Origin of the sequence: Rhizobium sp. N324 (assembly GCF_001664485.1) — a bacterium.
Lineage (GTDB): Bacteria > Pseudomonadota > Alphaproteobacteria > Rhizobiales > Rhizobiaceae > Rhizobium.
The window spans coordinates 496,113-519,662 of the sequence record NZ_CP013630.1 but is presented as its reverse complement, the minus strand read 5'-3'; the positions used below and the strand labels follow the sequence as shown (position 1 = coordinate 519,662).

Genomic DNA, 23,550 nt, shown 5'->3' with positions numbered 1-23,550 from the left:
GCAATAGCAGCAAGAGCCCATCGTTTCCAGACGCAAGGCGAGCCTTACAGCAAGAGACGGCCGATATCGGGTCCCTGCATCTTCTTGAACAGGGCAATCGCCGCATCGCCCGCTTCCGCATCCAGCGAAACGGCATAGCGCACGGCGGCGGCAAGCAGCTGCATCGTCAGCCGGGCGATCGCCAGAAGCGCGCCGCGGTCGCGCTCCGGCCACAGGCGGACGAGCACGGCGAGCAATGCCTGGGCATGGAATTCCATGTCTTCGGCATCGACCTGCTGCAGCAGCTTGTCGGCATGGGTCGCATGCCAGATGTCGCGCATCACAGGCTCGCGGCGGAAAAAGGCATAATATTCGTCGGCGATAGTGGCGAGCGCGCCGGCGAGCGCCGCTGGATCAGCGACCTTCGCCAGTTCCGCCTCGACGCACCGCCTGCCCTCTTCGTTGAAACGCTCGGCCAATGTCCGGATGATCGCGCTTTTATCGGGGAAATATTGGTAGAGCGCGCCGAAGGACAGGCCGGCCTTTTCGACGATCTCGCTCATCTTCAAGCCGTCGCTGCCGCGGCTCTCGATCAGCTCCGAGGCGACGGTGAGGATCTTTTCGAAGCGTTCGCGGCCGCGCTGCTGGCTGGGGATCCGACGCGGCTGGCCGGTAGGCTGCTGGCGCCTGCGTGTTGCGACCGGCTGTTGCGACATCGTCTCTCCTCACGGTTGACAAAGAAAATAAGAGAGTTTATCTCATTTTGCAAATGAGAGAGTTTCTCTTATTTGTAAACCTTCGGAAGGAGCTTCGACATGCAGATCGTCCTCACCCTTTCCCTCGTCGCCGCTGCAATCGGCAGCGGCCTCGTTGCCGGCATCTTCTTCGCCTTCTCGACCTTCATCATGACCGCCTTCTCGCGCATTCCAGCCGAGCAAGGCATTGCGGCGATGAACTCGATCAACGTGACGATCGTCCGCTCGCCCTTCATGGCGCTGTTCGTCCCGACGGCAATCCTCTGCATCGTCATCGCAGTGCTGGCGCTGATGAACTGGCGCGGCGGCGCGTCCGCGCTGATGCTGGCGGGAGCGGCGCTCTATGTCGTCGCCTCGTTCCTCTCGACCATCATCTTCAACGTGCCGATGAATGACGCGCTGGAAAAAATGAGCGGCGGCGGGCCGGAGGCGGCCGCGCTCTGGGCGACCTATCTCAGGGACTGGACGTGGTGGAACCATGTCAGGACGGCAGCCTCGCTGCTCGCCTCGGTCGCCTTCGTCCGGGCGTTGATGATCGTTTGAGGCAACGCAAGGGGCTCTCGCAGGCAAATGCCGGCAGTCAAGAGAGCCTCATCCTGAGGTGCCCCGCAGGGGCCTCGAAGGACGAGGCGGGCATTCTGCGCCCGATATAGGCAAGGAGCAGCGTTGCGGCGCGTCCTTCGAGGCTCCAGCCTTCGGCTTCCACGCCTCAGGATGAGGGACGTTGGTGGATGCCGCGGCTTGGTTTCCGTTTCGTTGTCCTTGGTGCAGTGATGATCCAGCAAAGCTCGCTGCTGGCCCCGCGAGACAGGGGATTCGTCCATCAGCCGACACTCACCCACCCTCACTCCTGTGCTCGTCACAGGAATGAGGGTGGGATATGGCAGCGCCCAACAACCGGCCTTTGTGGTGCCCGAGCACGACCAAAGAGGCGTCAGCAGGCTTTGTCAGCCGCCTCGCCTATACCTGCTCGCAAAAGGCGATGCGGTTGCTGAAGGGGTCGATGACGGTCATTTCCAGCCCCCAGGGCGCCTCTTCCACGCCGGGCTTCATGTAGCGGTAGTCCTTGCCGGCGAGTTCGGCGTGGTAGGCGCGCACATTGGCGACGCGGACGAAGGCCCTGGCGCCGGGGCTGGCGTCGCCGGAATGTTCGCTCAAATGCAGCGCCATGCCGTCACGCGAGACCTGGCAATAGAGCGGGGAGTTTTCCTCGAAGCGGTGCTCCCAGTCGAGATGGAAGCCGAGGAAGCCGCAATAGAATTCCATGGCCTTCTCCACCGAGAAGATGCGGAAGATCGGCATCGGCGGTTCGATGCCGACGGCGGAGCGGGAAGCACCCGCCGCATCGATCTTCGCCGAGAGAATATTCCATTGGTCGAGCCCGAGCTGGCGGGCGACGATTTCGAGGGTTTCGCTATGGGTCAGCGAAATGTCGCGGTCGGCAAGCGCCTGCCGCAAAGTCTTTGCCATGAGCTTGGCATCGCGAAAATCGCGCATATGTCATCCTTCCGTTGGCGGCAAACAGGAAGATCAGTGCCCGCGTCTGCTGACCCGTTCGCCATCGATCGCCAAACGGCAAGGGACGTGAAGGATGGTATCTGGATGCATTCACCATAACGCCAAACGGTCAAACGTCGGGCGCCGCGGGGCGGCTGGCCGCATCCGGCCAAAGGCGATATTATGAGAGGAGCAGCCAGCAATCAAGACGCCGTGCGCGCCACCTCGAGCGGAACAGCCTGCAGGTGACCGGCCAACTCGACCCGGTTGCGGCCGCCGCGCTTGGCGGCATAGAGCGCCTTGTCGGCAGCACTCAGCATGGCATCGAAATCCAGGCTTTTGGCGCGCCCGGGCGCAACGCCGACGCTGACCGTGCATTTCAGCACCGCATCGTCGATCGGAATCTCGCGTGCCTCGAAATCCCTGCGGATGCGCTCGGCCGCCAGTTCCGCCCGGCCGGGCATGGTCTCCTTCAGCACCAGCGCAAACTCCTCGCCGCCCAACCGCGCGGCAGTATCGCCGGGGCGGCAGTTGGCCGAGAGTTCGGCGGCGAAGACCTTGATCACGCGATCGCCAGCCGCATGGCCGAAGCGGTCGTTGACGGATTTGAAATGGTCGATATCGAAGACGATGACGGCGGTGGCCGAGCCCATCGGGCGTGTGCCGTATTGGTCGAACAGGGCGCGGCGATTGAGCAGCCCGGTCAGCGGATCGGTGATCGCTTCGAGCCGATGGCGGGCGGCGAGCCGCCACTGATGCAGCGCCAGCGACAGGGCGCCGATCCCGGTCATGCCGGCAATGCAGACGGCAAGGCTCAGATCCTCGGCCCAGTTGCTCGGCGCCTTGCCGAGCACCAGCTTGCCGTCGGAGATCAAAACGGCGGCGCAAAGCACGAAGGAGATCGCCGTGGCGGTATAGAGTGCGGCAATGCCGAGGATCGGCGCCGGGGCCTCAGCGCGGGCGAGCCAATATTGCCTGGCGGTGGCAAAGAGCAGCAGCGCAATGGCAAGATTGTCAGCGATGAAGGCCAGGCCGTCATAACCCGATACCAGCGGCACGATGGAGAAGACCATCGCCGCCAGGGCGCGGATCGCAATGCCCGGCAAGGACAGGCGGCCGGTGAGAAACTGCCGGCCGGCACCCCAGATGGTGGCGAAACCAGCATGAAACAGCACGAAATTGGCGATGCCGAAGCCCATCTCCGGCCTGTTCACATAGGCGCTGTAGACAAAAATACCGCTGACGACGAAGACCAGGCCGACCGTGGCGGTGAGCAGCACGGTTTCGGCCCGGCGGACAAGCCAGCCGCCCATCAAGGTCACGGCAAGACAGGCCGTGGAGACGCCGAGCGCCAGCAACAGGGAGTTATAGTCAAGCATCATGCTTTTCAGTCTCCGCGACCGCGGCCACGCCGGATAATGTTGGCAACCTATGCGATCGGCGATGAGGAATGTCTTACGCATTCCGTTAAAAAATGAGGCACTGCAGACACAAATGTTAGGGTGGTAACTTGGCATGGCCCCTCATCCGCCTGCCGGCACCTTCTCCCCGCGCGCGGGGCGAAGGGGGGCAAGCCGCACTCTCTCCGTCCCTCGCCGACGTCAAGCAGGGCACGTCCCCTCGCCCCGTCAGAACGGGGAGAGGGTTAGGGTGAGGGGCAGATCCTGGCGCTACGCCATCACCTGCCAATGCAGCGGATACATCGGATCGAACACCGTCACCGGGCCGGCGTCGGTTTCTATCTTGGCGGGAAAAGTGACCGGCTCGGCCTGCTTGGACAAGGTGATGCGTTCCTCGTTCGGCGAAAGCCCATACCAGGCCGGGCCGTTCAGCGAGGCGAAGGCTTCGAGCTTGTCGAGAGCACCCTCCTGCTCGAAGACATGGGCGAGGCAGCTCATCGTGTTGATCGAGGTGTAGATGCCGGCGCAGCCGCAGGCGCATTCCTTCAAGGGATCGACATGCGGGGCGGAATCGGTGCCGAGGAAGAAGCGCGGATCTCCGCTGACGGCGGCGGCGCGCAGCGCCTGCCGGTGGTTTTCGCGCTTGGCGACCGGCAGGCAGTAATAATGCGGGCGGATGCCGCCGGCAAGGATGACGTTGCGGTTGATGATCAGGTGATGGGTGGTCAGCGAGCCGGCGAGATTGGCCTTGGCCGCCTTGATATAGTCGATGCCATCAGCTGTCGTCACATGTTCCATCGTCACCTTCAGTTCGGGCAGGCGGCGGCGCAGCGGATCGAGCACGGTGTCGATGAAGACGGCCTCGCGGTCGAAGATATCGACCTCAGGCGTCGTCACCTCGCCATGGACGCAGAGCGGCAGGCCGATCCTGGCCATGCGCTCCAGCACCGGCATCGCCTTTTCCATGTCGCGCACGCCGCCATGCGAATTGGTGGTGGCGCCGGCCGGATAAAGCTTGACGGCAGTGATCAGGCCGCTTTTCGCCCCCGCCTCGACATCGTCGGGGCTGGTATGCTCGGTGAGATAGAGCGTCATCAGCGGCTGGAAGCGATGGCCGGCCGGCAGGGCTTTCAGGATACGCTCGCGATAGGCCGTCGCATCCGAAGTGGTGACAACAGGCGGCACCAGATTGGGCATGATGATGGCGCGGGCGAAAGTGCGGCTCGTATCGGCGATCACGCCTTCCAGCATGGCGCCATCGCGCAGATGCAGGTGCCAGTCGTCAGGACGGCGGATGGTGATCGATTGCATGGCAGGCCTCCGAAGCGATGCGTCTGCGGCCTCGATAGCACTAAAGTGCGGCGCATTGAAATCGATTCATGCGTCGCGCTTTCGCTCTTTGTTTTGATGCATGTCGTTCTCCCGGAACCGCGGTACACTTCCGGGCGACATGCATCACGCCAGCGCGATCTCCAGCGTCACATCGGCCGGACGGCGGTTTTCGAGGATCAGCCGGCCGTTCGGCAGGTCGTTGTCGTAGACCTTGGCGCTGGCGGCCTCTTCGCTGAGATTATAACCGCGCCAGCGCGCCCAGAGCCGCTCCTCGAGCACTTCGATCGGCGGCGCCAGCATGATCGAAAAGTCGAAGACGCCATCGAGTTCGGCCCATTTTCCCTGCGTAAACAGCAGGTAATTGCCCTCGACGATGATGAAGCGGTCCTTCGGATCGATCGGCCGGGCCGAGGCGATTGCGAGTTCGCGCGAGCGGTCGAAGACCGGCGCCAGAACCTCCTGGTCGGCCCGCCGGACGGCGGCGATGATATCGAGGAAACCGCGGACATCGAAGGTTTCAGGGATGCCCTTGCGGGCCAAAAGGCCGCGTTCGATCAGGATGGCATTGTCCATGTGGAAGCCGTCCATCGGCAGGACCGCGGCGCTTTCGCCTCTGGCTTTCAGCGCCGCCGCCAGATTGTCGGCCATGGTCGATTTGCCCGAACCCGGTGGCCCGGCAATGCCGATCAGGAAACGTCTGGCATCGCCGGCGCGGCTGAGAACCTCGCCGGCGATTTCGTCGATGCGTACCGTCATGCCGCGACCGGCTCCGTCGGCACCGCCTTGGCGCCGGTCATGAAGGCGACGGCGTCGGACATGGTGTATTCCTTCGGATCGATCACCGTCAGCCGGCGGCCGAGGCGGTGGATATGGATCCGGTCGGCGACCTCGAAGACATGCGGCATGTTGTGCGAGATCAGCACGATCGGCAGGCCGCGGGCGCGCACGTCGAGGATCAGTTCCAGCACGCGGCGGCTTTCCTTGACACCGAGGGCGGCCGTCGGTTCGTCCATGATGATGACCTTGGAGCCGAAGGCGGCGGCGCGGGCGACCGCGACACCCTGGCGCTGGCCGCCCGAGAGCGTCTCCACCGCCTGGTTGATGTTCTGGATGGTCATCAGCCCGAGTTCGGAGAGCTTGTTGCGCGCCAGCTTTTCCATCGCCGGCCGGTCGAGCATGCGGAACATCGAGCCGAGCATGCCCGGTTTGCGGATCTCGCGGCCGAGGAACATGTTGTCGGCGATCGACAGCGCCGGCGACAGAGCGAGGTTCTGATAGACGGTTTCGATGCCGGCCTCGCGCGCTTCCATCGGCGAGCGGAACTGCACCTGCTTGCCTTCGAGGGTGATCACCCCCTCATCCGGGGTGACGGCACCTGAAATCGCCTTGATCAGCGAGGACTTGCCGGCGCCGTTATCGCCGATGACGGCGAGGATTTCACCGGGGTAGAGGTCGAAATCGGCATTGTCGAGCGCGGTGACGCGGCCATAACGCTTGACCAAGCCGCGGGCGGTGAGAAGGGGTTCGCGAGCCATGATTACACCGAAACCTTTCTGATCCACTGGTCGATGGCGACGGCGGCAATGATCAGCACGCCGGTCAAAAGCACTTTCCATTGCGGGTCGGCGCCGAGCATGTTGAGGCCCATCGAGACGACACCGACGATCATCGCGCCGAACAGCGTGCCGAGGATGGAGCCGCGGCCGCCGAAGAGCGAGATGCCGCCGATCACCGTCGCGGTGATCGCCTGGAGGTTATAATCGGTAACCGCCGAAGAGGGCGAGATCGAGCCGTTGCGGCCGATCGAGACCCAGGCGGCGAAGGCGGCGATGACGCCCGAGATGGTGTAGACGGTGAGCAGCACCTTCTTGGTCTGGATGCCGGAGAGCTTGGCCGCCTCCGGATCGTCGCCGACCGCATAGACATGCCGGCCCCAGGCGGTGTGATTGAGCACATACCACAGCAGCAGGACGAGCAGCACCATGGCGATGACGCCGAGGGTGAGCACGGCGCTGCCGAGCCTGAAGCTCGCGGCGAAAAGATGCAGCAGCGGCGCCTGTTCGTCGACATCGGTGTCGCGGATCGTCTCATTGGCGGAATAGATGAAATTCGTCGCCATGACGATATTCCAGGTGCCGAGCGTGACGATGAAGGGCGGCAGTTTCATGAAGGCGACGAGGAAGCCGTTCAGCAAGCCGCAGAGGCCGCCGACCAGCAGGCCGCCGATCACGGCGATCGGCGTCGGTATGCCGTAGGTGATGGCGACATTGCCCATGATGACGGCCGAGATCACCATGATGACGCCGATCGAAAGATCGATGCCGGCGGTCAGGATGACCAGGGTCTGGGCGGCGCCGAGAATGCCGACGATGGCGATCTGCTGCAGGATCAGCGTCAGCGTATAGGACGAGAAGAACCGTCCGCCGATCGTTGCCCCGAAGATGATGATCGCCAGCACCAGCACGATCAGCGGCACGGCGGCCGGCGTCGAGTGCAGAAAATGCTGGGCACGCTTGATCAGCGAGACATCCTGGTGCTCGAAGGAGGCGACGCTCTTGTCGCTGCCGTCGAGGACACGTTCGAATTCCTGAGTTCCGGTCATGGTTCCTCCTCCGCATCCGTGCGCCGAACTCGCACGGGGGCCGTCACCGATATCCTTCCGGTCTATTCTGAGCCGGTTCGTGGGGGCGACGGCACATCGTCCGTCGAAAACGGCCGGGGATCAAGCCCCGGCCGCTCTGGTTTCAAGAGATTGGGCTCAGCCCCAGCACTTGTCGGTGCCTTCCTTGGTGTCGATCGACTTGACGCCGGAAACCGGCTTGTCGGTGACGAGCGAGACGCCGGTGTCGAAGAAGGACTTACCTTCGGTCGGCTTCGGCTTTTCGCCGCTATCGGCGAACTTCTTGATCGCCTCGATACCGAGCGACGCCATCAGCAGCGGATACTGCTGCGAGGTGGCGCCGATGACGCCTTCCTTGACCGACTTGACGCCCGGGCAGCCGCCATCGACCGAGACGATCAGCACGTTCTTTTCCATGCCGACGGCCTTCAGCGCCTGGTAGGCGCCGACAGCGGCCGGCTCGTTGATCGTGTGGATGACGTTGATGCCCGGATCCTTCTGCAGAAGGTTTTCCATGGCCTTGCGGCCGCCTTCCTCGTTGCCGTTGGTCACGTCATGGCCGACGATGCGCTTGTCGTCTTCGTCGCCGATCTTGTCCGGATTCTTCGGGTCGATGCCGAAGCCTATCATGAAGCCCTGGTCACGGAGAACGTCGACCGTCGGCTGCGACGGCGTCAGGTCGAGGAAGCCGACCTTGGCGTCCTTGGCCTTGTCGCCCATGGTTTCCTTGGCCCACTGGCCGATCAGCTTACCGGCGAGCAGGTTGTCGGTGGCGAAGGTCGCGTCGGCAGCATCGGCCGGCTCGAGCGGCGTGTCGAGAGCGATGACCAGCAGGCCGGCGTCGCGGGCCTTCTTGACCGCAGGCACGATGCCCTTGGTGTCCGAAGCCGTGAGCAGGATGCCCTTGGCGCCGTCGGCGATGCAGCTTTCGATCGCGGCAACCTGGCTTTCGCTGTCACCGTCGATCTTGCCGGCGTAGGACTTCAGCGAGACGCCGAGTTCCTTGGCCTTGGCCGTCGCACCTTCCTTCATCTTGACGAAGAAGGGGTTGGTGTCGGTCTTGGTGATCAGGCAGGCGGAAACATCCGCCGCCATCGCCGGAGCGGAAAAGGCGACACCAAGCGCGAGCGCGCCGAAAGCGAGAACAGATTTCTTCATGGAACTCCTCCCAGAGTTTGCCGGCGCCGCCCCTGCGGGCCGGAATTTTAAGATATGGCACTTCGCCGTGGATTGTGAACTTCCAAAGCCGTCCCGTGCCCTTGACGAGGGCAATTAAAAGCGAAAAGAAATTGGCTTGTCAATAAATAAATCCAATTGAATTATTAATTCGATGTGGCATGCTCCGTGGAAATCAGGCATAGGCCAACAATCGGGAGGAGCGGCCATGTCGTCTTTGGATGGACCGGAACAGACGCCGGTCCCGCCGCCAATTTTGAATCCGGCCGGAGGTGCGAACCAGGTCAGGGTGCGGGCCTATAACGAACGGCTCGTGCTGTCGCTGGTGCGCCTCTACGGCGCGCTGTCGAAGGCCGATATCGCGCGCCGCAGCGGCCTGTCGGCCCAAACCGTCTCGGTCATCATGCGGGTGCTGGAGAAGGAAGGGCTGCTGTCGCGCGGGGCGCCGGTGCGCGGCCGTGTGGGACAGCCGTCGATCCCGATGCATATCAACCCGGACGCCGTCTATTCCTTCGGCCTGAAGATGGGCCGGCGCAGCGCCGATCTGGTGCTGATGGATTTCGTCGGCCGCATCCGCATGCAGCTGCACCGCACCTATGCCTATCCGCTGCCGGAAGAAATCCTCGCCTTCGTCACCTCGGGCATTCAGGAGCTTGAAGACCGGCTCGACGACAAGCAGCGTGGCCGCATCGCCGGCCTCGGCATCGCCGCACCCTTCGAACTCTGGAACTGGGCCGAAGAGGTGGGCGCGCCGCCCGGCGCCATGGAGGTCTGGCGCGAGGTCGACCTGCAGGCCGATATCGCCGCACGCGTCTCCCATCCGGTCTTCATGCAGAACGATGCGACCAGCGCCTGCGGGGCCGAACTGGTGTTCGGCGTCGGGCCGTCCTACCCGGATTTCGTCTATTTCTTCATCGGCTCCTTCATCGGCGGCGGCATCGTCTTGAATTCGGCGATCTTTTCCGGCCGCACCGGCACGGCGGGCGCCATCGGGCCGCTGCCGGTGCGCGACAGGAACGGCGAAACCAAGCAGCTGCTCGAAATCGCCTCGATCTTCGTGCTGGAAAACATGCTGCGCGAGCGCGGCATCGATCCCGAGCCGCTCTGGTATTCCGCCGACGACTGGGTGGATTTCGGCGAGCCGATGGAAATCTGGATCCAGGACACCGCCAAGGCGCTGGCGCAGGCGATCGTCGCGGCCGCCTCGATCGTCGATTTCAGCGCCGCCGTCATCGACGGCGGCTTTCCCCATTGGGTGCGCAGCCGCGTCGTGCAGGCCACGATCGACGAAGCCGCCAAGCTCGACCTGCAGGGCGTCGTCATGCCCGAAATCATCGAGGGCGCGGTCGGCGCCCAGGCGCGCGCCATCGGCGGCGCCAGCCTGCCGATCTTTGCGCGTTACCTCACAGATCAAAACGTACTCTTCAAGGAGGTAGACCATGCTGAAGGGACTTGATCCGCTGTTGAGCCCGGAGCTGCTTTTCACGCTTCGGGCCATGGGCCACGGCGACGAGATCGCCATCGTCGACGGCAATTATCCGGGCGTCGAACATGCCCGCCGGCTGATCCGGCTCGACGGCCACCATCTCATTCCGGTTCTCAACGCCGTGCTCAGCGTGCTGCCGATCGACGATTTCGTGCCGGAAGCGATATTCCGCTCGACCGTCAAGGCCGAGCGCGACAAACTCGATCCGGTGCATGAGGAGATGATCGACTGCTGCGCCCGCCATGAACCACACCGGCAGGTGGTACCGCTGATCGGCCCTGATTTCTACGGCCGCGTGAAGGCCGCCCATGCGCTGATCCAGACCAGCGAGCCTCGGCTCTATGCCAACATCATCCTGCGCAAGGGCGTGATCTATCCGAAAGAGCCGGGCGCCCAGGCGGCGGGGGTGGATCCGTTCGTCTATTAGAACAGGAAGCTCGCTTCTCGCTGCTGCCTCTTCAAGGCGCGACAACTCCGCCTGCGCATCTTGAGAGGACGCGCGGGGCTGAAGGTCCGTATGCTTCCGTCATAAAACACTCCTTGGACCGACCGCCATTATTAATGGTATACATCATCAATGGCTCAAGCTATAATGACGCCCGACATCATAGCTTGGGCATGGCCGTCGAAAGGGCTGTAAGGTGCGGATCACCAAGGAAAAGAAGCAGGAAAACCACGAGCGGATTATCGCCACCGCGTCAGAGCTGTTTCGCGAGCGCGGGTTCGATGGCGTGGGCGTGGCGGAGTTGATGGAGCGCGCGGGGCTCACCCATGGCGGCTTCTACAATCACTTCCGCTCCAAGGAGGAGTTGATCGCGGAGGCGACCGAGAATGGTTTGAGCGAGACCTTGAGGCGCTATGCCGGTTATGACGTCCTCGCCGTCATGGAACTTTATCTCGCGCGCGAGCACCGGGATGGGCGCGGCCAGGGGTGCACCGCGGCAGCGCTGAGCTGCGACGCCGCTCGGCAGCCCGAGGAAACGAAGGCCGTTTTTGCTGCAGGAATAGATAGGCTGGTGCGCGCGATCGAGGGCGGTCTTGCACAACATCACGCTTCCGGCGCCGGGGGCCGCGCGCAAGCCATCACCATCCTTGCTCAGGCCGTCGGTGCGATCGTGCTGTCGAGGGCCTGCCCGGACGATTCCCCGCTGGCGGACGAACTGCTCGACGCCTGCCTGACGGATTGCCGCGACGCCATCAAAAATCGAACGCGGGATAATAGAGCCGCCGTATAGGCGGCCCTATCCCGTCAGGCGCCGACCGGCGCGGCCATTTCAGGATAATCCGTATAGCCCGCCGCGCCCCCGCCATAGAGCGTCGCCATATCGAGATTGGCCAGTGATGCACCGGCTTTCAGGCGTTCGACAAAATCCGGGTTGGCGATGAACGGCCTGCCAAAGGCGAACAGATCCGCGAGCCCTTGCTCCAGCCTCGCGGTGGCGAGTTCCAGATCGTAGCCGTTATTGGCGATATAAGTGTTCCTGAACCTGTGGCGAAGCGCCTGGTAATCGAAGGGTGCAACATCGCGCGGCCCGCCCGTCGCACCTTCGACGACATGGAGGTAGGCGATGCCCATCTCGTCGAGCTTCTCGACGATGTAGTTGAACTGCGCCTGCGGATCGGTTGCGGATATTCCATTGGCCGGCGACACAGGTGAAATCCGAACTCCGGTTCGCTCCGCTCCCACTTCCTCGACGACCGCAGCCGTTACCTCGAGCGTCAGCCGTGCCCGGTTTTCGATCGAGCCGCCATAGGCGTCGGTGCGGCTATTGGCCCCGTCCCTGGCGAACTGGTCGAGCAGGTAGCCGTTTGCGCCGTGAACCTCGACACCATCGAGGCCGGCGGCAATCGCATTGGCGGCGGCCCGGCGGAAATCCTCGACAATGCCGGAGATCTCGCGCAGTTCGAGCGCCCGAGGGGCCGACACATCGACGAAGGCATCGTTCACAAAGGTCTTGGTTTCGGCTCTGATGGCGGAGGGCGCCACGGGCGGCTGCCCATCCGGCTGCAGGTCGACATGCGATACCCGACCGACGTGCCAGAGTTGCAGGAAGATGCGGCCGCCCTTGGCATGCACCGCGTCGGTCACCTTGCGCCAACCGTCGATCTGCGCCGGCGTGTAGATGCCGGGCGTGTCCTGATAGCCCTGACCCTGCTGTGAAATCTGGGTCGCTTCCGAGATGATCAGGCCGGCCGAGGCCCGTTGCGCATAATATTCGGCAATGAGATCGCCCGGCACAAACCCGACACCTGCTCTGTTGCGCGTCAATGGCGCCATGACGATGCGGTTGGATAGGGTGAGCGAGCCGAGTACGGAAGGCTCAAAGAGTTTCTTGCTGGTCATTTGTCACTTTCAGAGTTGGAAGTTATTTCCGGCGTTCGTCTCAGGACGCGCGCCATCTCGGTCAGGTCGACCTCAGTCTGCGACCGCGATGACCACCTTGCCCTTGGCGCGCCCGGTCTCGACATAGGCCAGCGCATCGCCGGTCTTCTCGAACGGAAACACCTTGTCGACGACCGGCCGGATCACGCCTTGTTCGATCAGGCGGGAAATCTCACCCAATTGCCGCCCGTCGGCGCGCATGAACAGGAATGAATAGTGGATGCCGAGACGCTTCGCCTTTTTGCGAACCCCGCGGCTCAGCAGGCGCAGCACCAGTTTCAGGAACAGGTTGAGACCGAGCGAGCTCGCGAATGCCGGATCGGGCGGACCGGAAATGGAAATGAGCCGGCCACCCGGCTTGAGCACGCCCAGAGATTTTTCGAGCGTCTTCGGGTCCTGGCTGTTCAGCACGAGATCGTAGCCCGACAAGATCTTTTCGAAATCCTGGGTCTTGTAGTCGATGACCACATCCGCTCCGAGACTTCTCGCCAACTCGGCATTCCCGGCGCTCGTCGTCGTCGCCACCATCGCGCCGAGGTGCTTGGCGAGCTGGATGGCAAACGTCCCGACGCCGCCGGAACCGGCCTGAATGAAGACCTTCTGGCCCGGCTTCACCTTGCCCACCTCGACCAGCGCCTGCCAGGCGGTCAGCCCCACCAGCGGAATGGACGCCGCCTCCGTCATGCCAAGGTTGTTCGGCTTCAGCGCCACATCGGCTTCATCGATGGCAATGAATTCGGCGAATGTGCCGACCCGATGGTCGCGCGGCCGTGCATAGACCTCGTCACCGACCTTGAACCGCTTCACCCTGGGTCCGGCTTTGACAACTGTTCCGGCAACGTCATGCCCGAGGACGAAGGGCGGACGATAGGGAAGAAGAGGCTTGAATTCTCCGTCCCGGACCTTGGAGTCCAGCAGGTTCACTGCCGTGGCCTGAATCCGGACAAGGACAGCATTGTCCTGCACTTCCGGTTCCGGCAGGCTGGCCAGGCGCAAAGCGCCCTTCTTCTTGTACTTATCAACGACGAATGCCTTCACGGGGCTTTCTCCAATTCGAAGTCGGTTGCGGCGTCAGGCGCCAAGGAACGAAAAGGCCTTCGGCACGAAATCGCCGTGGTTCTGGAAAATCCTGTCATACCCCGACGGCCGGCGGATTGACGCAATTATTTTAATGACATTCATCATCATAGGTGATTAATGATAGTCGTCATCAAAATTGTCAAGCGGATTTTTGGTTCGAGGCATGATCCGATTTGCGGGAAAGCTATCCGTTGTGCGCAGCCAAATGCCCGCGGCTTCGTCTAGGCAACCCGCCATTAACCTTGGACGTTCAAAGATATCTTTGGACGTGCCGGTGCGCGCTTGATCGACGACGGCAAGCCGGCCTCTCAATTCCGCCCGAATGAGTTGTGGCGGTCTTCGACCACCGCCTGGGACGATGCGGTCCTGCGAACTGGCCATGAGGGCTCTTCACACAACAGGAGCCTGTTCTATGCCCCGCATCCGACCGACCAGACCCCAGATGGAGATATTGGCTTGGCTCGCGATCTTCCTGCTTCTCTTCGGCCTCTCCTGGTGCTTCCATTGGCATGAGGGGCTGGATGAGTTCATCGAACGGCATCACGATTATCCGCTTGATCACGGGCTGCTTGCCCTGAATATCTCCGGGTTCCTGGGGCTCATCTATTCCGCACTGCGGATCCGGGATCTGTCGAGGGAGGTTGACCGCCGGCTGCAGGCCGAAAAGAACGTCGACTGGATTGCCTGTCACGACACGCTGACCGAGCTGCCGAACCGCAGATTTCTGGATTCCCTATGCGCCCAGGCGATGACCGATCAAAGGGCAGAAGAAACCTATGCCGTGTTCAGCATCGATCTCGACGGCTTCAAAAAGGTCAACGATCTCTTGGGGCACGATCACGGTGACGCTGTGCTGAAGACCGTCGCACAGCGGCTCTCCCTGCTCTTTCCCCGCGAGCACGTTTTCCGCCTTGGCGGAGACGAGTTTGTGGTTCTGGCGCGGCGCATCGGAAATCCCGATCTTGTCGCTTTGGGGAACCGCATCGTCAGCGCGATCGGCAAGCCGTTCACATTCAATGGCGCCGCCGTCGATCTCGGCGCCAGCGTCGGCTTCGCACTTTATCCGGAGAACGGCGAGGAGCTCGGCCAAGTCATCCGGCATTCGGACTGCGCGATGTATGTGGCGAAAAAGCAGGGGCGCAATCTGGTGAAGCCCTTCGTGCCCGAGATGCAGGACGAGCTGGCGAAACGCATCCGAATAGAAGGCGATCTGCGGACGGCCATCCGCAACGGCCAGATCGTTCCCTATTATCAACCGCTCGTCGACCTGAAGGCGAAGAAGATCATCGGCTTCGAGGCGCTGGCGCGCTGGAAAACGGCGTCCGGCGAATTCATCCCGCCGAGCGAGTTTATTCCCGTGGCCGAGGATGCCGGCCTGATCGTCGAATTGACGGACCGGCTGCTTCGCTGCGCCTGCACCGATGCGCTGTCCTGGCCAAGCGAGTTTGTCCTGTCGTTCAACCTCTCTCCGATCCAGCTGAGCGACCGGTTGCTGGGCCTCAGAATCCTCAAGATCTTGGGCGATGTCGGTCTGCCCGCGCATCGGGTCGAGCTCGAGGTAACGGAGAGCGCCATCATCCAGGACGCCGTCACGGCGCGGATTGTCCTCGACGATCTGGTGAATGCGGGAGTCCGGATTGCGCTCGACGATTTCGGGACGGGCTATTCCAGCCTCTCGCAGCTGTCGAGCTACCGGTTCGACAAGATCAAGATCGACAGGAGTTTCGTCGCTTCCTTCGAGACCAATGACAAGCAGGACAAGGTGATCAAGGCGATTATCGCTCTCGGCGCCGGACTGGGCGTGACGATCACGGCCGAAGGCATCGAAGAAGAGAGCCAGCTCCAGCGGCTCCAGGCTCTCGGCTGCGACATCGGCCAGGGATATCTGCTGGGCAGACCGGCGCCGATCGAGGAAATCACCACCGCAGATCAGATTGGCAGCAGGATTTTGCAGCGCGGTTGATGGGACGATCCGTTCGTCTGTCGGGCCGAAGGAGAGGTTGGCGCTTTCAATCAAGCACGCAACACCAACACCTCGCCCTCCGGAACGCCTGCATTTCAGAGAGCCCATCCTGTGGTGCCCCACAAATGCCTGCAAGGAAAAGGCGGGCATTCTGCGGCCAAGGTGCGCGCCGCCCATGCAGTGATCCAGGCCAGCGAGCCCACACTTTATGCAAATACGGCCAGGATGCTCCGCTAACGTCATCCTATCCCATCCGAAAGCGCGATGCAGCGCACCCAGCGTGAGCAAAGGCCACCGGACGTGGTGTTTACGAATGAGCCACGAAAGGCTCTTGCATTCGCATTCTTGATCAGTCATTCTAGAACGACCAATAAAGAACAGAGGCGAGTGTGGGCAGAACGCGGGAATTCGAGGAGGAGGCGGTGCTGAAGGGGGCGATGCAGGTCTTTCGCAAGCACGGCTATCAAGGTGCGTCGATCCGAGACCTCGAAGAGGCGACAGGCCTCAAAGGCGGAAGCATCTATCACGCCTTCGGCGACAAGGCCGGGCTCTTCGACGCGGCGTTCAGACATTACAATCGGGCGGTCCTGGAGGGGCGGCTCGAGCGATTTGCGCCGCCGGGGAGCGGCCTTAAAGGCTTGCGCGAACTGTTCCTTTCACTGCTGCATGAGCCCGACAATGGCTCCCTGGGCTGCCTGATTACCAACATGGCTGTGGAGTTCGGCGGTGACGTCAAAACGCATCCCCGTGTCGAGGCAGCGCTCGGTCTTCTTCGCAGCACGTTCCGCTCGAGGCTCGGCGAGCCGCCGAGCTTGGCCCGCGAAACGGACAGAACCAAGGCCGACAGGACAGCTGTCCGCCTCCTTGCCTTCTATCAAGGCCTGCTCGTGCTCATTCGCGGCGGCGAAGACAAGGCCAGCCTGCGGCAGGCGATCGAAGACGAATTCAATCAACTGGAGACACTGTTATGACGCCTGAGGCGCTATGGAATCGATATGCGGCCATCTGGTCGCTGGACGCTGACGCACGCGAGCCGGAAATGTTGGCATGCCTCGCCGACGATGTGACCTATTGCGATCCGAATGGAGCGATCGCTGGGCGAGCCGGTCTCGCGGCTTACATGGCCGGTTTCAAGGAGAGCGTACCGGCAGGCCGGTTCATAATTTTGGGCGTCCTCCATCACAATGAACGCTCGCTGGCACGCTGGGAACTGCGCCACGAGGACGAGACCGTCCTGCAAACGGGGACGAGTTTCGCTGCCATGTCCGATGGCCGGCTCAGCGCGATCACCGGCTTCTTCGATCCTCTGGCGGGGCGGCACCATGGGTAACGAGGCGACACGCAGCCTGGCGCTCGAATTTGCGAGCCAGATCGCCCCACCGGGCGCCATCGATATAAGGCGGTTCTTCGGCGGATCCGCCCTCGTCCGAAACGGCGCGCAGTTCGGGTTCGTCATGAAGGGCACGTTATATCTGCGCGTCGACGCCGCGATGCGCGCGGAGTTCGAAGCAGATGGCTCCGAACCGTTCAGCTACCGCGCTGCCGGCAGGGAGGTCACGGTTCGCCGCTATTACGCGGTGCCGGCGCATGTGGTCGACGATCCCTCGCTGCTGCGCAGGTGCTCGGAGCGCGCATTTGACGCGACCCCGCGGCCTGCCCGCAAACGTTCAACAGCCACCCTCGCCGTCAGCCTGCCTGGCTGATGCCGATGTCCACCCGGCCCACCATGGCCTTAAGACGTTCAGATCTCTCCCGCCGATGGCCCCCAGACATCCGTGAGCGCGAAGCCGCCGGGGTGCGGGTCGAAGGGGTCGAGGGCGACCTGGGTCAGGCCGAAGGTGAAGCCGCGGCCGGTGATTGTGGGGATGACGGCCGGGCGGCCGGCCACTTCAGTCACCGCCTGCAGCCCGACCTCGAACTCGGAGCCGATGATCGATTTCGAGGTGAAGCTATCGCCGACCTTGGCCTTGCCGCGGGCATAAAGCGTGGCGAGGTTGGCGGAATTGCCGGTGCCGCAGGGCGAGCGGTCGGCCCGGCCCGGCCACATGGTGGTGCAGGTGCGCACCGTGCCGTCGGCCTCGGTATCGCGGAACATGACATAGGCGACGCCTGAAATTGCCGGGATTTCCGGATGGACGACCTTGATGTCGCGGTTGATCAGTTCTTTCAGGATCATGCCGGCCTGGACGAGACCGGCGGCGTTGGCCTTCTCGATCTTGAGATTGATCTGGCCGACATCGACAAGCGCATAGAAGATGCCGCCGTAGCAGAGATCGGCTTTGATCCTGCCCCAATGCGGCGTGTCGATCTCGACATCGAGCTGATGCACGAAGGAGGGCACCATGGTGAGCTTGACCTTTTCGCAGCGCCCGTCGCGGCAGGTTGCCGTCGCCTTGACGAGGCCGGCCGCGGTTTCGAGCGTCACCACCGTCTCCGGCTCCTGCATCTCGACGATGCCGGCTTCGAGAAGCGCCGTCGTCACGCAGATCGAATTCGAGCCGGAGCTGGCATGCGCCTGGTCGGGCTGCAGGATGATGAAGGCGGCATCCGCGTCGGGATGTCTTGCCGGCAGCAGCAGGTTGACCGAGCCGATCGGCGCGCCGCGCGGCTCCAGGCAGAGGAAGCGGCGCAGCTCGTCGCCCTTCGGGTCGGTGTTCAGCCAATGCAGCTGGGCGGCGATGGTGTCGCCGGGGATCTTCGGCACGCCGCCGATCGCGACGCGGCCGATCTCGCCTTCGGCATGGACATCCAGCAGCTGGATCGTGCGCTTCCATCTCATGTCGTAAACTCCAGTTCGGATGTGACGGCCGACGCCGCCATCGACAGTAAATCCTAATATCGGTCTATGCGGAACGGGGCGATGTCGAGGGATGGTTTGAGCCCGGTCACCATATCGCCGATCAGCCGCGCTGTCGTCGCGGCATAGGTCAGGCCGAGATGGCCGTGGCCGGTCGCATAGAAAACACCCGGCATCTTCGAGGACGGGGAAATGATCGGGATGGTATCGGGCAGCGCCGGGCGGTGGCCCATCCAGTCCGTTGCCTCCTCGAGTTTCAGTCCAGGCAGCGCGCGCTGGGCGTGGCGCACCAACACCCGCGGGCGGCGGAAATCGGGCGCGGCATCGAGACCGGCAAGTTCGACATTGCCGCCGACGCGGATGCCGCCCGCCGTCGGCGTCACCATGAAGGCGCGGGCCGGCCAGATCATCGAATAGCGCATGGAGATGCCGGGCTTCATGATCTGGGTGTGATAGCCGCGCTCTGTTTCGAGCGGGATCGGCTCGCCGAGTTTTTCAGCGAGGAAGCGCGTGTGGACGCCGGCGGCCAGCACGACGGAACCGGCCTCGATGCGGCCGCCGTCTTCGAGAAGAACGACGGCCGTGCCATCGCCCTTGCGCTCGATATTCCGCACGGTGCCGGAAACGAAGCGCGTGCCGGCGGCCTTAGCCGCGTCGAAGAGCTTTACCACCAGCTGATAGGGATCGCGGATCGACTTGTTGTCGGGCAGCAGAACGGCTTTGGCGATCGACGGCGAAAGCGCCGGCTCATAATATTGGATGGCGCCGTTGCTCAACACCTCGAATTCGAGGCCGTAGCGCTGCATTATGGCGAGATGGCCGCGGTCGGCGGCAAATTCCGCCTCGGTCTCGTAGATCGCCAGACACCCCTCGTCGGTCATCAGCTCGGGCGCGCCGATCGCCTCGAGCATCTGCCTGAAATCGCCAAGCGCGCGCTGCGACAGGTTCATGCCGGCATCCTCGATCTCTCTCAGGCGCGACGGGCGGCCGGCGGCAAGGAAGCGCAGGAACCAGGGCAGCATCTTGGCGGCATAGGAGGGCCGCAGCCAGACCGGACCTTCGGGATCGAGCAGCCAGCCGGGCATTTTCTTCCAGGTCGAAGGGCCCGAGCCGGCGGCGAAATCGAGCGCGATGCTTGCCATATTGCCGAATGAGGTGCCGCGTCCCGGCTCGCCCTTGTCGATCAGCGTCACCGCAAGTCCGCGCCGCTGCAGCTCGAAGGCGATCGAGGCGCCGATCACGCCCGCGCCGACGACAACCACCCTCTTCCTCGTCTCATCCGCCATGCTATCAACCCACCCAGACGGCAGACAGAATTGCCGTTCGCCACCCTGATATATCAGATCGGTGGTGATGCCTAGAGAATTTCCGTCTTGCGCTTTTCCCGACAAAACCGCCGGGCACTTTTGCTGGAATTGCGCGGTGGAATTTTTACTGGCTTTCCGGCAGGCCGGCGCCGACGCTGTCGCCGACCGAACCGACGGTGTTGTTCATCGACTGGCCGAGACGCTTCAGCTGGGCGTCGTAATTGCGGCGGGTGCGCGGATCGAAGATGGCGATCGGTGTGCTGACGGCGACGCTGACGGCACTTCCGGCGGTCTGGGCAGCGCCCATCGCCACCGCGCCGACCGCCTCGCCGAGGCCGACATTGGAATCGGTGATCGTCTGGCCGGCAATCAACCGGTCGCCGATCAGCTTCACCACTTCGGGGCTTTCGGCGAATTTGCCGTGGTTCAGCCGGTCGCCGCCCTTGAGCTTGGTGAGATCGAGCACGGTGATGCCGGCCGTCTCAAGCTTGCTGCGATAGGGCTCGACCGAAGGATCGATCTGGCCGAGGCGATCGACATTGCCGGAGATGCGCCGCGACAGCGCCAGCGCCCGGTCATCCCTGGAGACGAAGATGGTGAAGTGCGGCCGGTCCTTGCCGAGGCTTGCGAACTGGCGGCCGAAGACGTCGACATCGAGATCCGGCGAGGCGAGGATGACGTTGTTGATCTTGGACGCGACGTGACCATTGCGGATCGCCATCTGCCTGAGCGCTTCGACGGTCAGCCAGGTGCCCATCGAATGCGCCATGATGGTGACGTCGCTGACGGCGGGATTGGCGGCGGTGCGGGTCAGCAGCTCCTCCAGCGCATCGCGGGAATAGTTGGTGCTTTCCTTGTCGTAATTATAATCGAAGATGCTGGCGCGCGAGGGCCAGGTGAAGACGACCGGCGCGACGTCGGCATGCGAATCATGAACGATCTGGGCGAAACGGTAGACGGCGTCCTCATAGCGATTGTTGAAGCCGTGGACGAAGACCAGCACCCGGCGGCTCCTAGGCATATGGCCCTTCAGCCAGGTCTCGCCCGCCCGCTCGCCTTCGAGCGGATCGACCGACACGGTGACGAAATCGCGCAAGGGATCGGCCGGCAGCCGCTTTGGCCACTGCACCTGGCCGACCTTGCGGTTGGCCTCGGGCGGGATCGAGACATCGACGGCATTGACGGTGAGGCCGGTGCCGCGTTCGCCTGAAAATAGCACGGCGGGATTGTCGTCGGCAGCGCGCGTCGTCGCGACGAGAAGATCGACCTTCGACGTGCCGGGCGGCACGCTGCCGGCCGCCTGCATGACGCCGACCGGCCTGCCGCCGCAGCCGGCAAGCGCAAACACCGCCAGCAGAAGACCTGTCAGAGCCGCCCGCGGGCCGCGCCATTTGCCGATCATGACCAAACTCCAACCGGTTCGCGCACCGACAGGCGGCGCGCGTTCAAATAGGCCGACGACGGCTGCGGAGTCAAATTGCGGAGCAGGAAGAGCTTGATTAGGAAAACGAAAAGAGCCTGGCGCGGGAGGAGGTGCGCCAGGCTCTTGATCCTGACCGACAACTGGGAGGAGGAGTGTTGTCAGTCCGATGTAAGAGCGCTGGGAGGAGGAGTGCGCTGCTTACGAAGATAGTGATACCCCATTCATTTGATCGGGAATAGCGAAAATACCGCAATGCAGCAATGCGCTAGACGCAATGCTTGCCCTCAAAACCACAGACAGCCGCCTCATTTTGCGGCATGTTTGACCAAGTGGTTAAATTCTGCTGAAAAATGAGGCCTCACCGATCGCCGATGGTTCGCCCAGTCCAAGACCCCTCCCCACCCCCTCCCCACAAGGGGGAGGGACTAAGCTGTGGTGTCCGGCGGCGACCAAAAGCAGAGGTCTTGCTGGCTGTTACCGTTCGACGGATTGATACGATAGAGTTTATGTAAAGCGGTGCGGCACCTTAGCCCCTCCCCCTTGTGGGGAGGGGTTGGGGAGGGGTCTTGGGCGCCGCCGGTCAGCCCCCCTCACGCCGCCTTGAACACTTTCCGGCCCTCGGCATCGAGCGCCGAGAACTCCTCGTCCGACAGCGTGATATCGACGGCCGCGACGTTTTCTTCGAGATGTTTGACCTTCGAGGTGCCGGGGATCGGCAGCATGACCGGGCTGCGTTTCAGCACCCAGGCGAGCGCGATCTGGCTTGGCGCGGCATTGTGCTTTTTGGCGATCGTATCGAGCAAGGAGCCGGGTTTTGCGAGATCGCCGGCGGCGAGCGGGAACCAGGGGATGAAGCCGATATTCTGCTTGGCGCAATAATCGAGCACGTCCTCGCTGGTGCGGTCGACCAGATTATAGCGGTTCTGCACGGTGGCGACCTTGAAGTGTTTCGAGGCCGCCTCGATGTCGGCAACGGAGACTTCGCTCAAGCCGGCATGGCGGATCAGGCCGGCATCGAGCAGCGATTTGATCGCATCGAATTGCTCCTTGGCCGGCACCTTCGGATCGATGCGGTGCAGCTGCCAAAGGTCGATCTGCTCGAGCCCCAGGTTGCGCAGGCTCTTATGCGCCTGCTGGATCAGATATTCCGGGCGGCCGACCGGCAGCCAGATATCGGGGCCGTGACGGGTCAGGCCGCCCTTGGTGGCGACGACGGATTTGCCGCCATAGGGATGCAGCGCTTCCTTGATCAGCCATTCGGAAATGTCGGGGCCATAGGAATCGGCGGTATCGATGAAGTTGACGCCGAGTTCCGGCAGGCGCTGCAGCGTGCGGATGGATTCGGCATGATCGTCCGGCTCGCCCCAGATGCCCTTGCCGGTGATGCGCATGGCGCCGAAACCGAGACGGTTGACCGCGATCTCGCCGCCGATCTTGAAGGTGCCTGACTTGGCTGCGTTATGACTGGACATGATCTTTCCTCTCCTGGTCAATGAAATCGTTAAAGTCGGTGGAGCGGTCGGGTGCCGCCCGGTTCACCTGCCATGGCGGGGCGCCTGGCCGAAAGCGATGCGGGCATGATGATCCGCTCATCATGGTGATATTGAGAATGCCGTGACGACGCTTGCACATATAGGAGGGCGCCGCAGGCCCGGACAGGGACGGCGCTGAAAATGCCACAGGGCGCGCGGTTTCATCGAGACGCATCAACGCCCGGCCTTCGCCTCGTCGCCGAATTCCGCCAGGATCGTCCATAGCTCGGCGAATATCTCATGGGCAATATCCTGCGGCGCAGCATCCGGCGGGCGCTGCCGCCAGAGTTCGGCTCCGACGCGCAGCGCGCCGATGACGACCGCGGCGAGGATGTGCATGCGCGACCGCTCCTGCGGATCATTTCCCTTGCGCAGAAGCAGCGCCTCGGCGAGCTTCTGTTCGAGCCTGGCATATTTCAGCTGGTCGCGGGCCTTCAGGGCCGGCGTGCGATGGATGAGTTCACCAAGCGCCAGACTGCGCTCGTCGACAGCGGCGATGACGGTGGCGGTGATCGCCGCCTCGACCGCAGCCACCAACGGCTCTTCTGCCGGCCTTGCGGCGATCGCCGCCATCAGCCGATCGGCGAAGCCATCCTGCCAGGCGAACACCACCTCTTCCTTGGAGGGGAAATAATCGAAGAAACTGCGCTTGGAGACGTCGGCCGCCTCGGTGATGTCTTCGACGGTCGTGGTCTCGAAACCGCGCTGGAGAAAGAGGCTCACCGCCGCCTGCTCGATGCGCTCGCGCGTCTGCCGCCGCTTGCGTTGCCGTCGGCCTTCCCCAGTCGCCGTCCGTTTGCTGTCAGCCATTTCCGCCCGG

Annotated in this window: 24 protein-coding genes; 8 read left to right on the top strand and 16 right to left on the bottom strand. The window is 63.0% G+C overall.

What is annotated here, in order from left to right:
• Nucleotides 1-44: 44 nt before the first annotated feature.
• Nucleotides 45-695 carry a TetR/AcrR family transcriptional regulator gene (locus tag AMK05_RS02565; protein ID WP_064836263.1) on the bottom strand — a complete coding sequence of 217 codons (651 nt, stop codon included), beginning with the start codon at nucleotides 693-695 and terminating at the stop codon, nucleotides 45-47.
• Nucleotides 696-794: 99 nt separating this feature from the next.
• Here AMK05_RS02565 and AMK05_RS02560 point away from each other — a divergent pair, with 99 nt between their 5' ends.
• The gene (locus AMK05_RS02560) at nucleotides 795-1,277 is read left to right on the top strand and encodes an anthrone oxygenase family protein (protein ID WP_064836261.1); all 483 of its coding nucleotides are present in this window, start codon (nucleotides 795-797) and stop codon (nucleotides 1,275-1,277) included.
• A 417-nt stretch (nucleotides 1,278-1,694) separates the two neighbouring features.
• Here AMK05_RS02560 and AMK05_RS02555 read toward each other — a convergent pair whose 3' ends face one another.
• From AMK05_RS02555 to AMK05_RS02525, 7 genes are all read right to left on the bottom strand, one after another.
• A complete protein-coding gene (locus tag AMK05_RS02555) occupies nucleotides 1,695-2,231 on the bottom strand; it encodes a glyoxalase superfamily protein (protein ID WP_064836259.1) in 537 nt (178 codons plus the stop codon).
• Nucleotides 2,232-2,434: 203 nt separating this feature from the next.
• Nucleotides 2,435-3,613: a GGDEF domain-containing protein gene (locus AMK05_RS02550; protein WP_064836257.1), complete on the bottom strand. Its 1,179-nt coding sequence runs from the start codon at nucleotides 3,611-3,613 to the stop codon at nucleotides 2,435-2,437.
• Between the two features lie 288 nt (nucleotides 3,614-3,901).
• Nucleotides 3,902-4,942, bottom strand: a complete 1,041-nt coding sequence (gene pyrC / locus AMK05_RS02545) for a dihydroorotase (protein WP_064836256.1) — start codon at nucleotides 4,940-4,942, stop codon at nucleotides 3,902-3,904.
• Nucleotides 4,943-5,086: 144 nt separating this feature from the next.
• Nucleotides 5,087-5,719 carry a nucleoside triphosphate hydrolase gene (locus AMK05_RS02540; protein WP_064836254.1) on the bottom strand — a complete coding sequence of 211 codons (633 nt, stop codon included), beginning with the start codon at nucleotides 5,717-5,719 and terminating at the stop codon, nucleotides 5,087-5,089.
• The gene (locus AMK05_RS02535) at nucleotides 5,716-6,498 is read right to left on the bottom strand and encodes an ATP-binding cassette domain-containing protein (RefSeq protein WP_064836252.1); all 783 of its coding nucleotides are present in this window, start codon (nucleotides 6,496-6,498) and stop codon (nucleotides 5,716-5,718) included. Before AMK05_RS02535 ends, AMK05_RS02540 begins: the two co-directional genes overlap by 4 nt.
• 2 nt (nucleotides 6,499-6,500) lie before the next feature.
• Complete coding sequence (locus tag AMK05_RS02530) at nucleotides 6,501-7,565, bottom strand: ABC transporter permease (RefSeq protein ID WP_064836250.1); 1,065 nt, start codon at nucleotides 7,563-7,565, stop codon at nucleotides 6,501-6,503.
• A 156-nt stretch (nucleotides 7,566-7,721) separates the two neighbouring features.
• Nucleotides 7,722-8,741, bottom strand: a complete 1,020-nt coding sequence (locus tag AMK05_RS02525) for a sugar ABC transporter substrate-binding protein (RefSeq protein WP_064836248.1) — start codon at nucleotides 8,739-8,741, stop codon at nucleotides 7,722-7,724.
• Nucleotides 8,742-8,967: 226 nt separating this feature from the next.
• On the opposite strand from AMK05_RS02525, the gene AMK05_RS02520 reads away from it, so the two are divergent.
• The 3 genes from AMK05_RS02520 (at nucleotide 8,968) to AMK05_RS02510 (ending at nucleotide 11,480) form a co-directional block, all read left to right on the top strand.
• Nucleotides 8,968-10,215, top strand: a complete 1,248-nt coding sequence (locus tag AMK05_RS02520) for an ROK family transcriptional regulator (RefSeq protein ID WP_064836246.1) — start codon at nucleotides 8,968-8,970, stop codon at nucleotides 10,213-10,215.
• Nucleotides 10,199-10,672 (top strand): RbsD/FucU family protein, encoded by a 474-nt coding sequence (locus AMK05_RS02515; RefSeq protein ID WP_064836244.1) that lies wholly within the window; start codon nucleotides 10,199-10,201, stop codon nucleotides 10,670-10,672. Before AMK05_RS02520 ends, AMK05_RS02515 begins: the two co-directional genes overlap by 17 nt.
• Nucleotides 10,673-10,886: 214 nt before the next feature.
• On the top strand, nucleotides 10,887-11,480 hold the full coding sequence (locus AMK05_RS02510; protein ID WP_064836242.1) for a TetR/AcrR family transcriptional regulator: 594 nt from the start codon (nucleotides 10,887-10,889) through the stop codon (nucleotides 11,478-11,480).
• Nucleotides 11,481-11,494: 14 nt separating this feature from the next.
• Here the strand turns inward: AMK05_RS02510 and AMK05_RS02505 are convergent, their stop codons facing one another.
• The 3 genes from AMK05_RS02505 to AMK05_RS34320 all read right to left on the bottom strand — a co-directional run bounded on the left by AMK05_RS02505 (nucleotide 11,495) and on the right by AMK05_RS34320 (nucleotide 14,089).
• On the bottom strand, nucleotides 11,495-12,589 hold the full coding sequence (locus tag AMK05_RS02505; protein ID WP_064836240.1) for an alkene reductase: 1,095 nt from the start codon (nucleotides 12,587-12,589) through the stop codon (nucleotides 11,495-11,497).
• A 72-nt stretch (nucleotides 12,590-12,661) separates the two neighbouring features.
• Nucleotides 12,662-13,666: an NADP-dependent oxidoreductase gene (locus tag AMK05_RS02500; RefSeq protein WP_064836238.1), complete on the bottom strand. Its 1,005-nt coding sequence runs from the start codon at nucleotides 13,664-13,666 to the stop codon at nucleotides 12,662-12,664.
• 156 nt (nucleotides 13,667-13,822) lie between these two features.
• Entirely contained in the window at nucleotides 13,823-14,089 is a 267-nt protein-coding gene (locus AMK05_RS34320) for a hypothetical protein (RefSeq protein WP_143535795.1), read from the bottom strand.
• A gap of 31 nt (nucleotides 14,090-14,120) precedes the next feature.
• On the opposite strand from AMK05_RS34320, the gene AMK05_RS02495 reads away from it, so the two are divergent.
• The 4 genes from AMK05_RS02495 (at nucleotide 14,121) to AMK05_RS02480 (ending at nucleotide 17,374) form a co-directional block, all read left to right on the top strand.
• The gene (locus tag AMK05_RS02495; protein ID WP_064836236.1) at nucleotides 14,121-15,671 is read left to right on the top strand and encodes a putative bifunctional diguanylate cyclase/phosphodiesterase; all 1,551 of its coding nucleotides are present in this window, start codon (nucleotides 14,121-14,123) and stop codon (nucleotides 15,669-15,671) included.
• A gap of 389 nt (nucleotides 15,672-16,060) precedes the next feature.
• Nucleotides 16,061-16,642 (top strand): TetR/AcrR family transcriptional regulator, encoded by a 582-nt coding sequence (locus AMK05_RS02490; protein ID WP_064836235.1) that lies wholly within the window; start codon nucleotides 16,061-16,063, stop codon nucleotides 16,640-16,642.
• Nucleotides 16,639-17,001 (top strand): nuclear transport factor 2 family protein, encoded by a 363-nt coding sequence (locus AMK05_RS02485; RefSeq protein WP_064836233.1) that lies wholly within the window; start codon nucleotides 16,639-16,641, stop codon nucleotides 16,999-17,001. Before AMK05_RS02490 ends, AMK05_RS02485 begins: the two co-directional genes overlap by 4 nt.
• Entirely contained in the window at nucleotides 16,994-17,374 is a 381-nt protein-coding gene (locus AMK05_RS02480; RefSeq protein WP_064836231.1) for a TfoX/Sxy family protein, read from the top strand. The genes AMK05_RS02485 and AMK05_RS02480 overlap by 8 nt, the downstream gene beginning before the upstream one ends.
• Nucleotides 17,375-17,412: 38 nt before the next feature.
• Here AMK05_RS02480 and AMK05_RS02475 read toward each other — a convergent pair whose 3' ends face one another.
• From AMK05_RS02475 to AMK05_RS02455, 5 genes are all read right to left on the bottom strand, one after another.
• Nucleotides 17,413-18,450, bottom strand: a complete 1,038-nt coding sequence (locus AMK05_RS02475; protein WP_064836229.1) for a 4-hydroxyproline epimerase — start codon at nucleotides 18,448-18,450, stop codon at nucleotides 17,413-17,415.
• A 53-nt stretch (nucleotides 18,451-18,503) separates the two neighbouring features.
• Complete coding sequence (locus AMK05_RS02470) at nucleotides 18,504-19,754, bottom strand: NAD(P)/FAD-dependent oxidoreductase (RefSeq protein ID WP_064836227.1); 1,251 nt, start codon at nucleotides 19,752-19,754, stop codon at nucleotides 18,504-18,506.
• Nucleotides 19,755-19,899: 145 nt separating this feature from the next.
• Nucleotides 19,900-21,177: an alpha/beta hydrolase gene (locus AMK05_RS02465; RefSeq protein ID WP_064836225.1), complete on the bottom strand. Its 1,278-nt coding sequence runs from the start codon at nucleotides 21,175-21,177 to the stop codon at nucleotides 19,900-19,902.
• A gap of 611 nt (nucleotides 21,178-21,788) precedes the next feature.
• A complete protein-coding gene (locus tag AMK05_RS02460; protein ID WP_064836223.1) occupies nucleotides 21,789-22,670 on the bottom strand; it encodes an aldo/keto reductase in 882 nt (293 codons plus the stop codon).
• 234 nt (nucleotides 22,671-22,904) lie between these two features.
• Nucleotides 22,905-23,540 carry a TetR family transcriptional regulator gene (locus tag AMK05_RS02455; protein ID WP_064836221.1) on the bottom strand — a complete coding sequence of 212 codons (636 nt, stop codon included), beginning with the start codon at nucleotides 23,538-23,540 and terminating at the stop codon, nucleotides 22,905-22,907.
• Nucleotides 23,541-23,550: the final 10 nt, after the last annotated feature.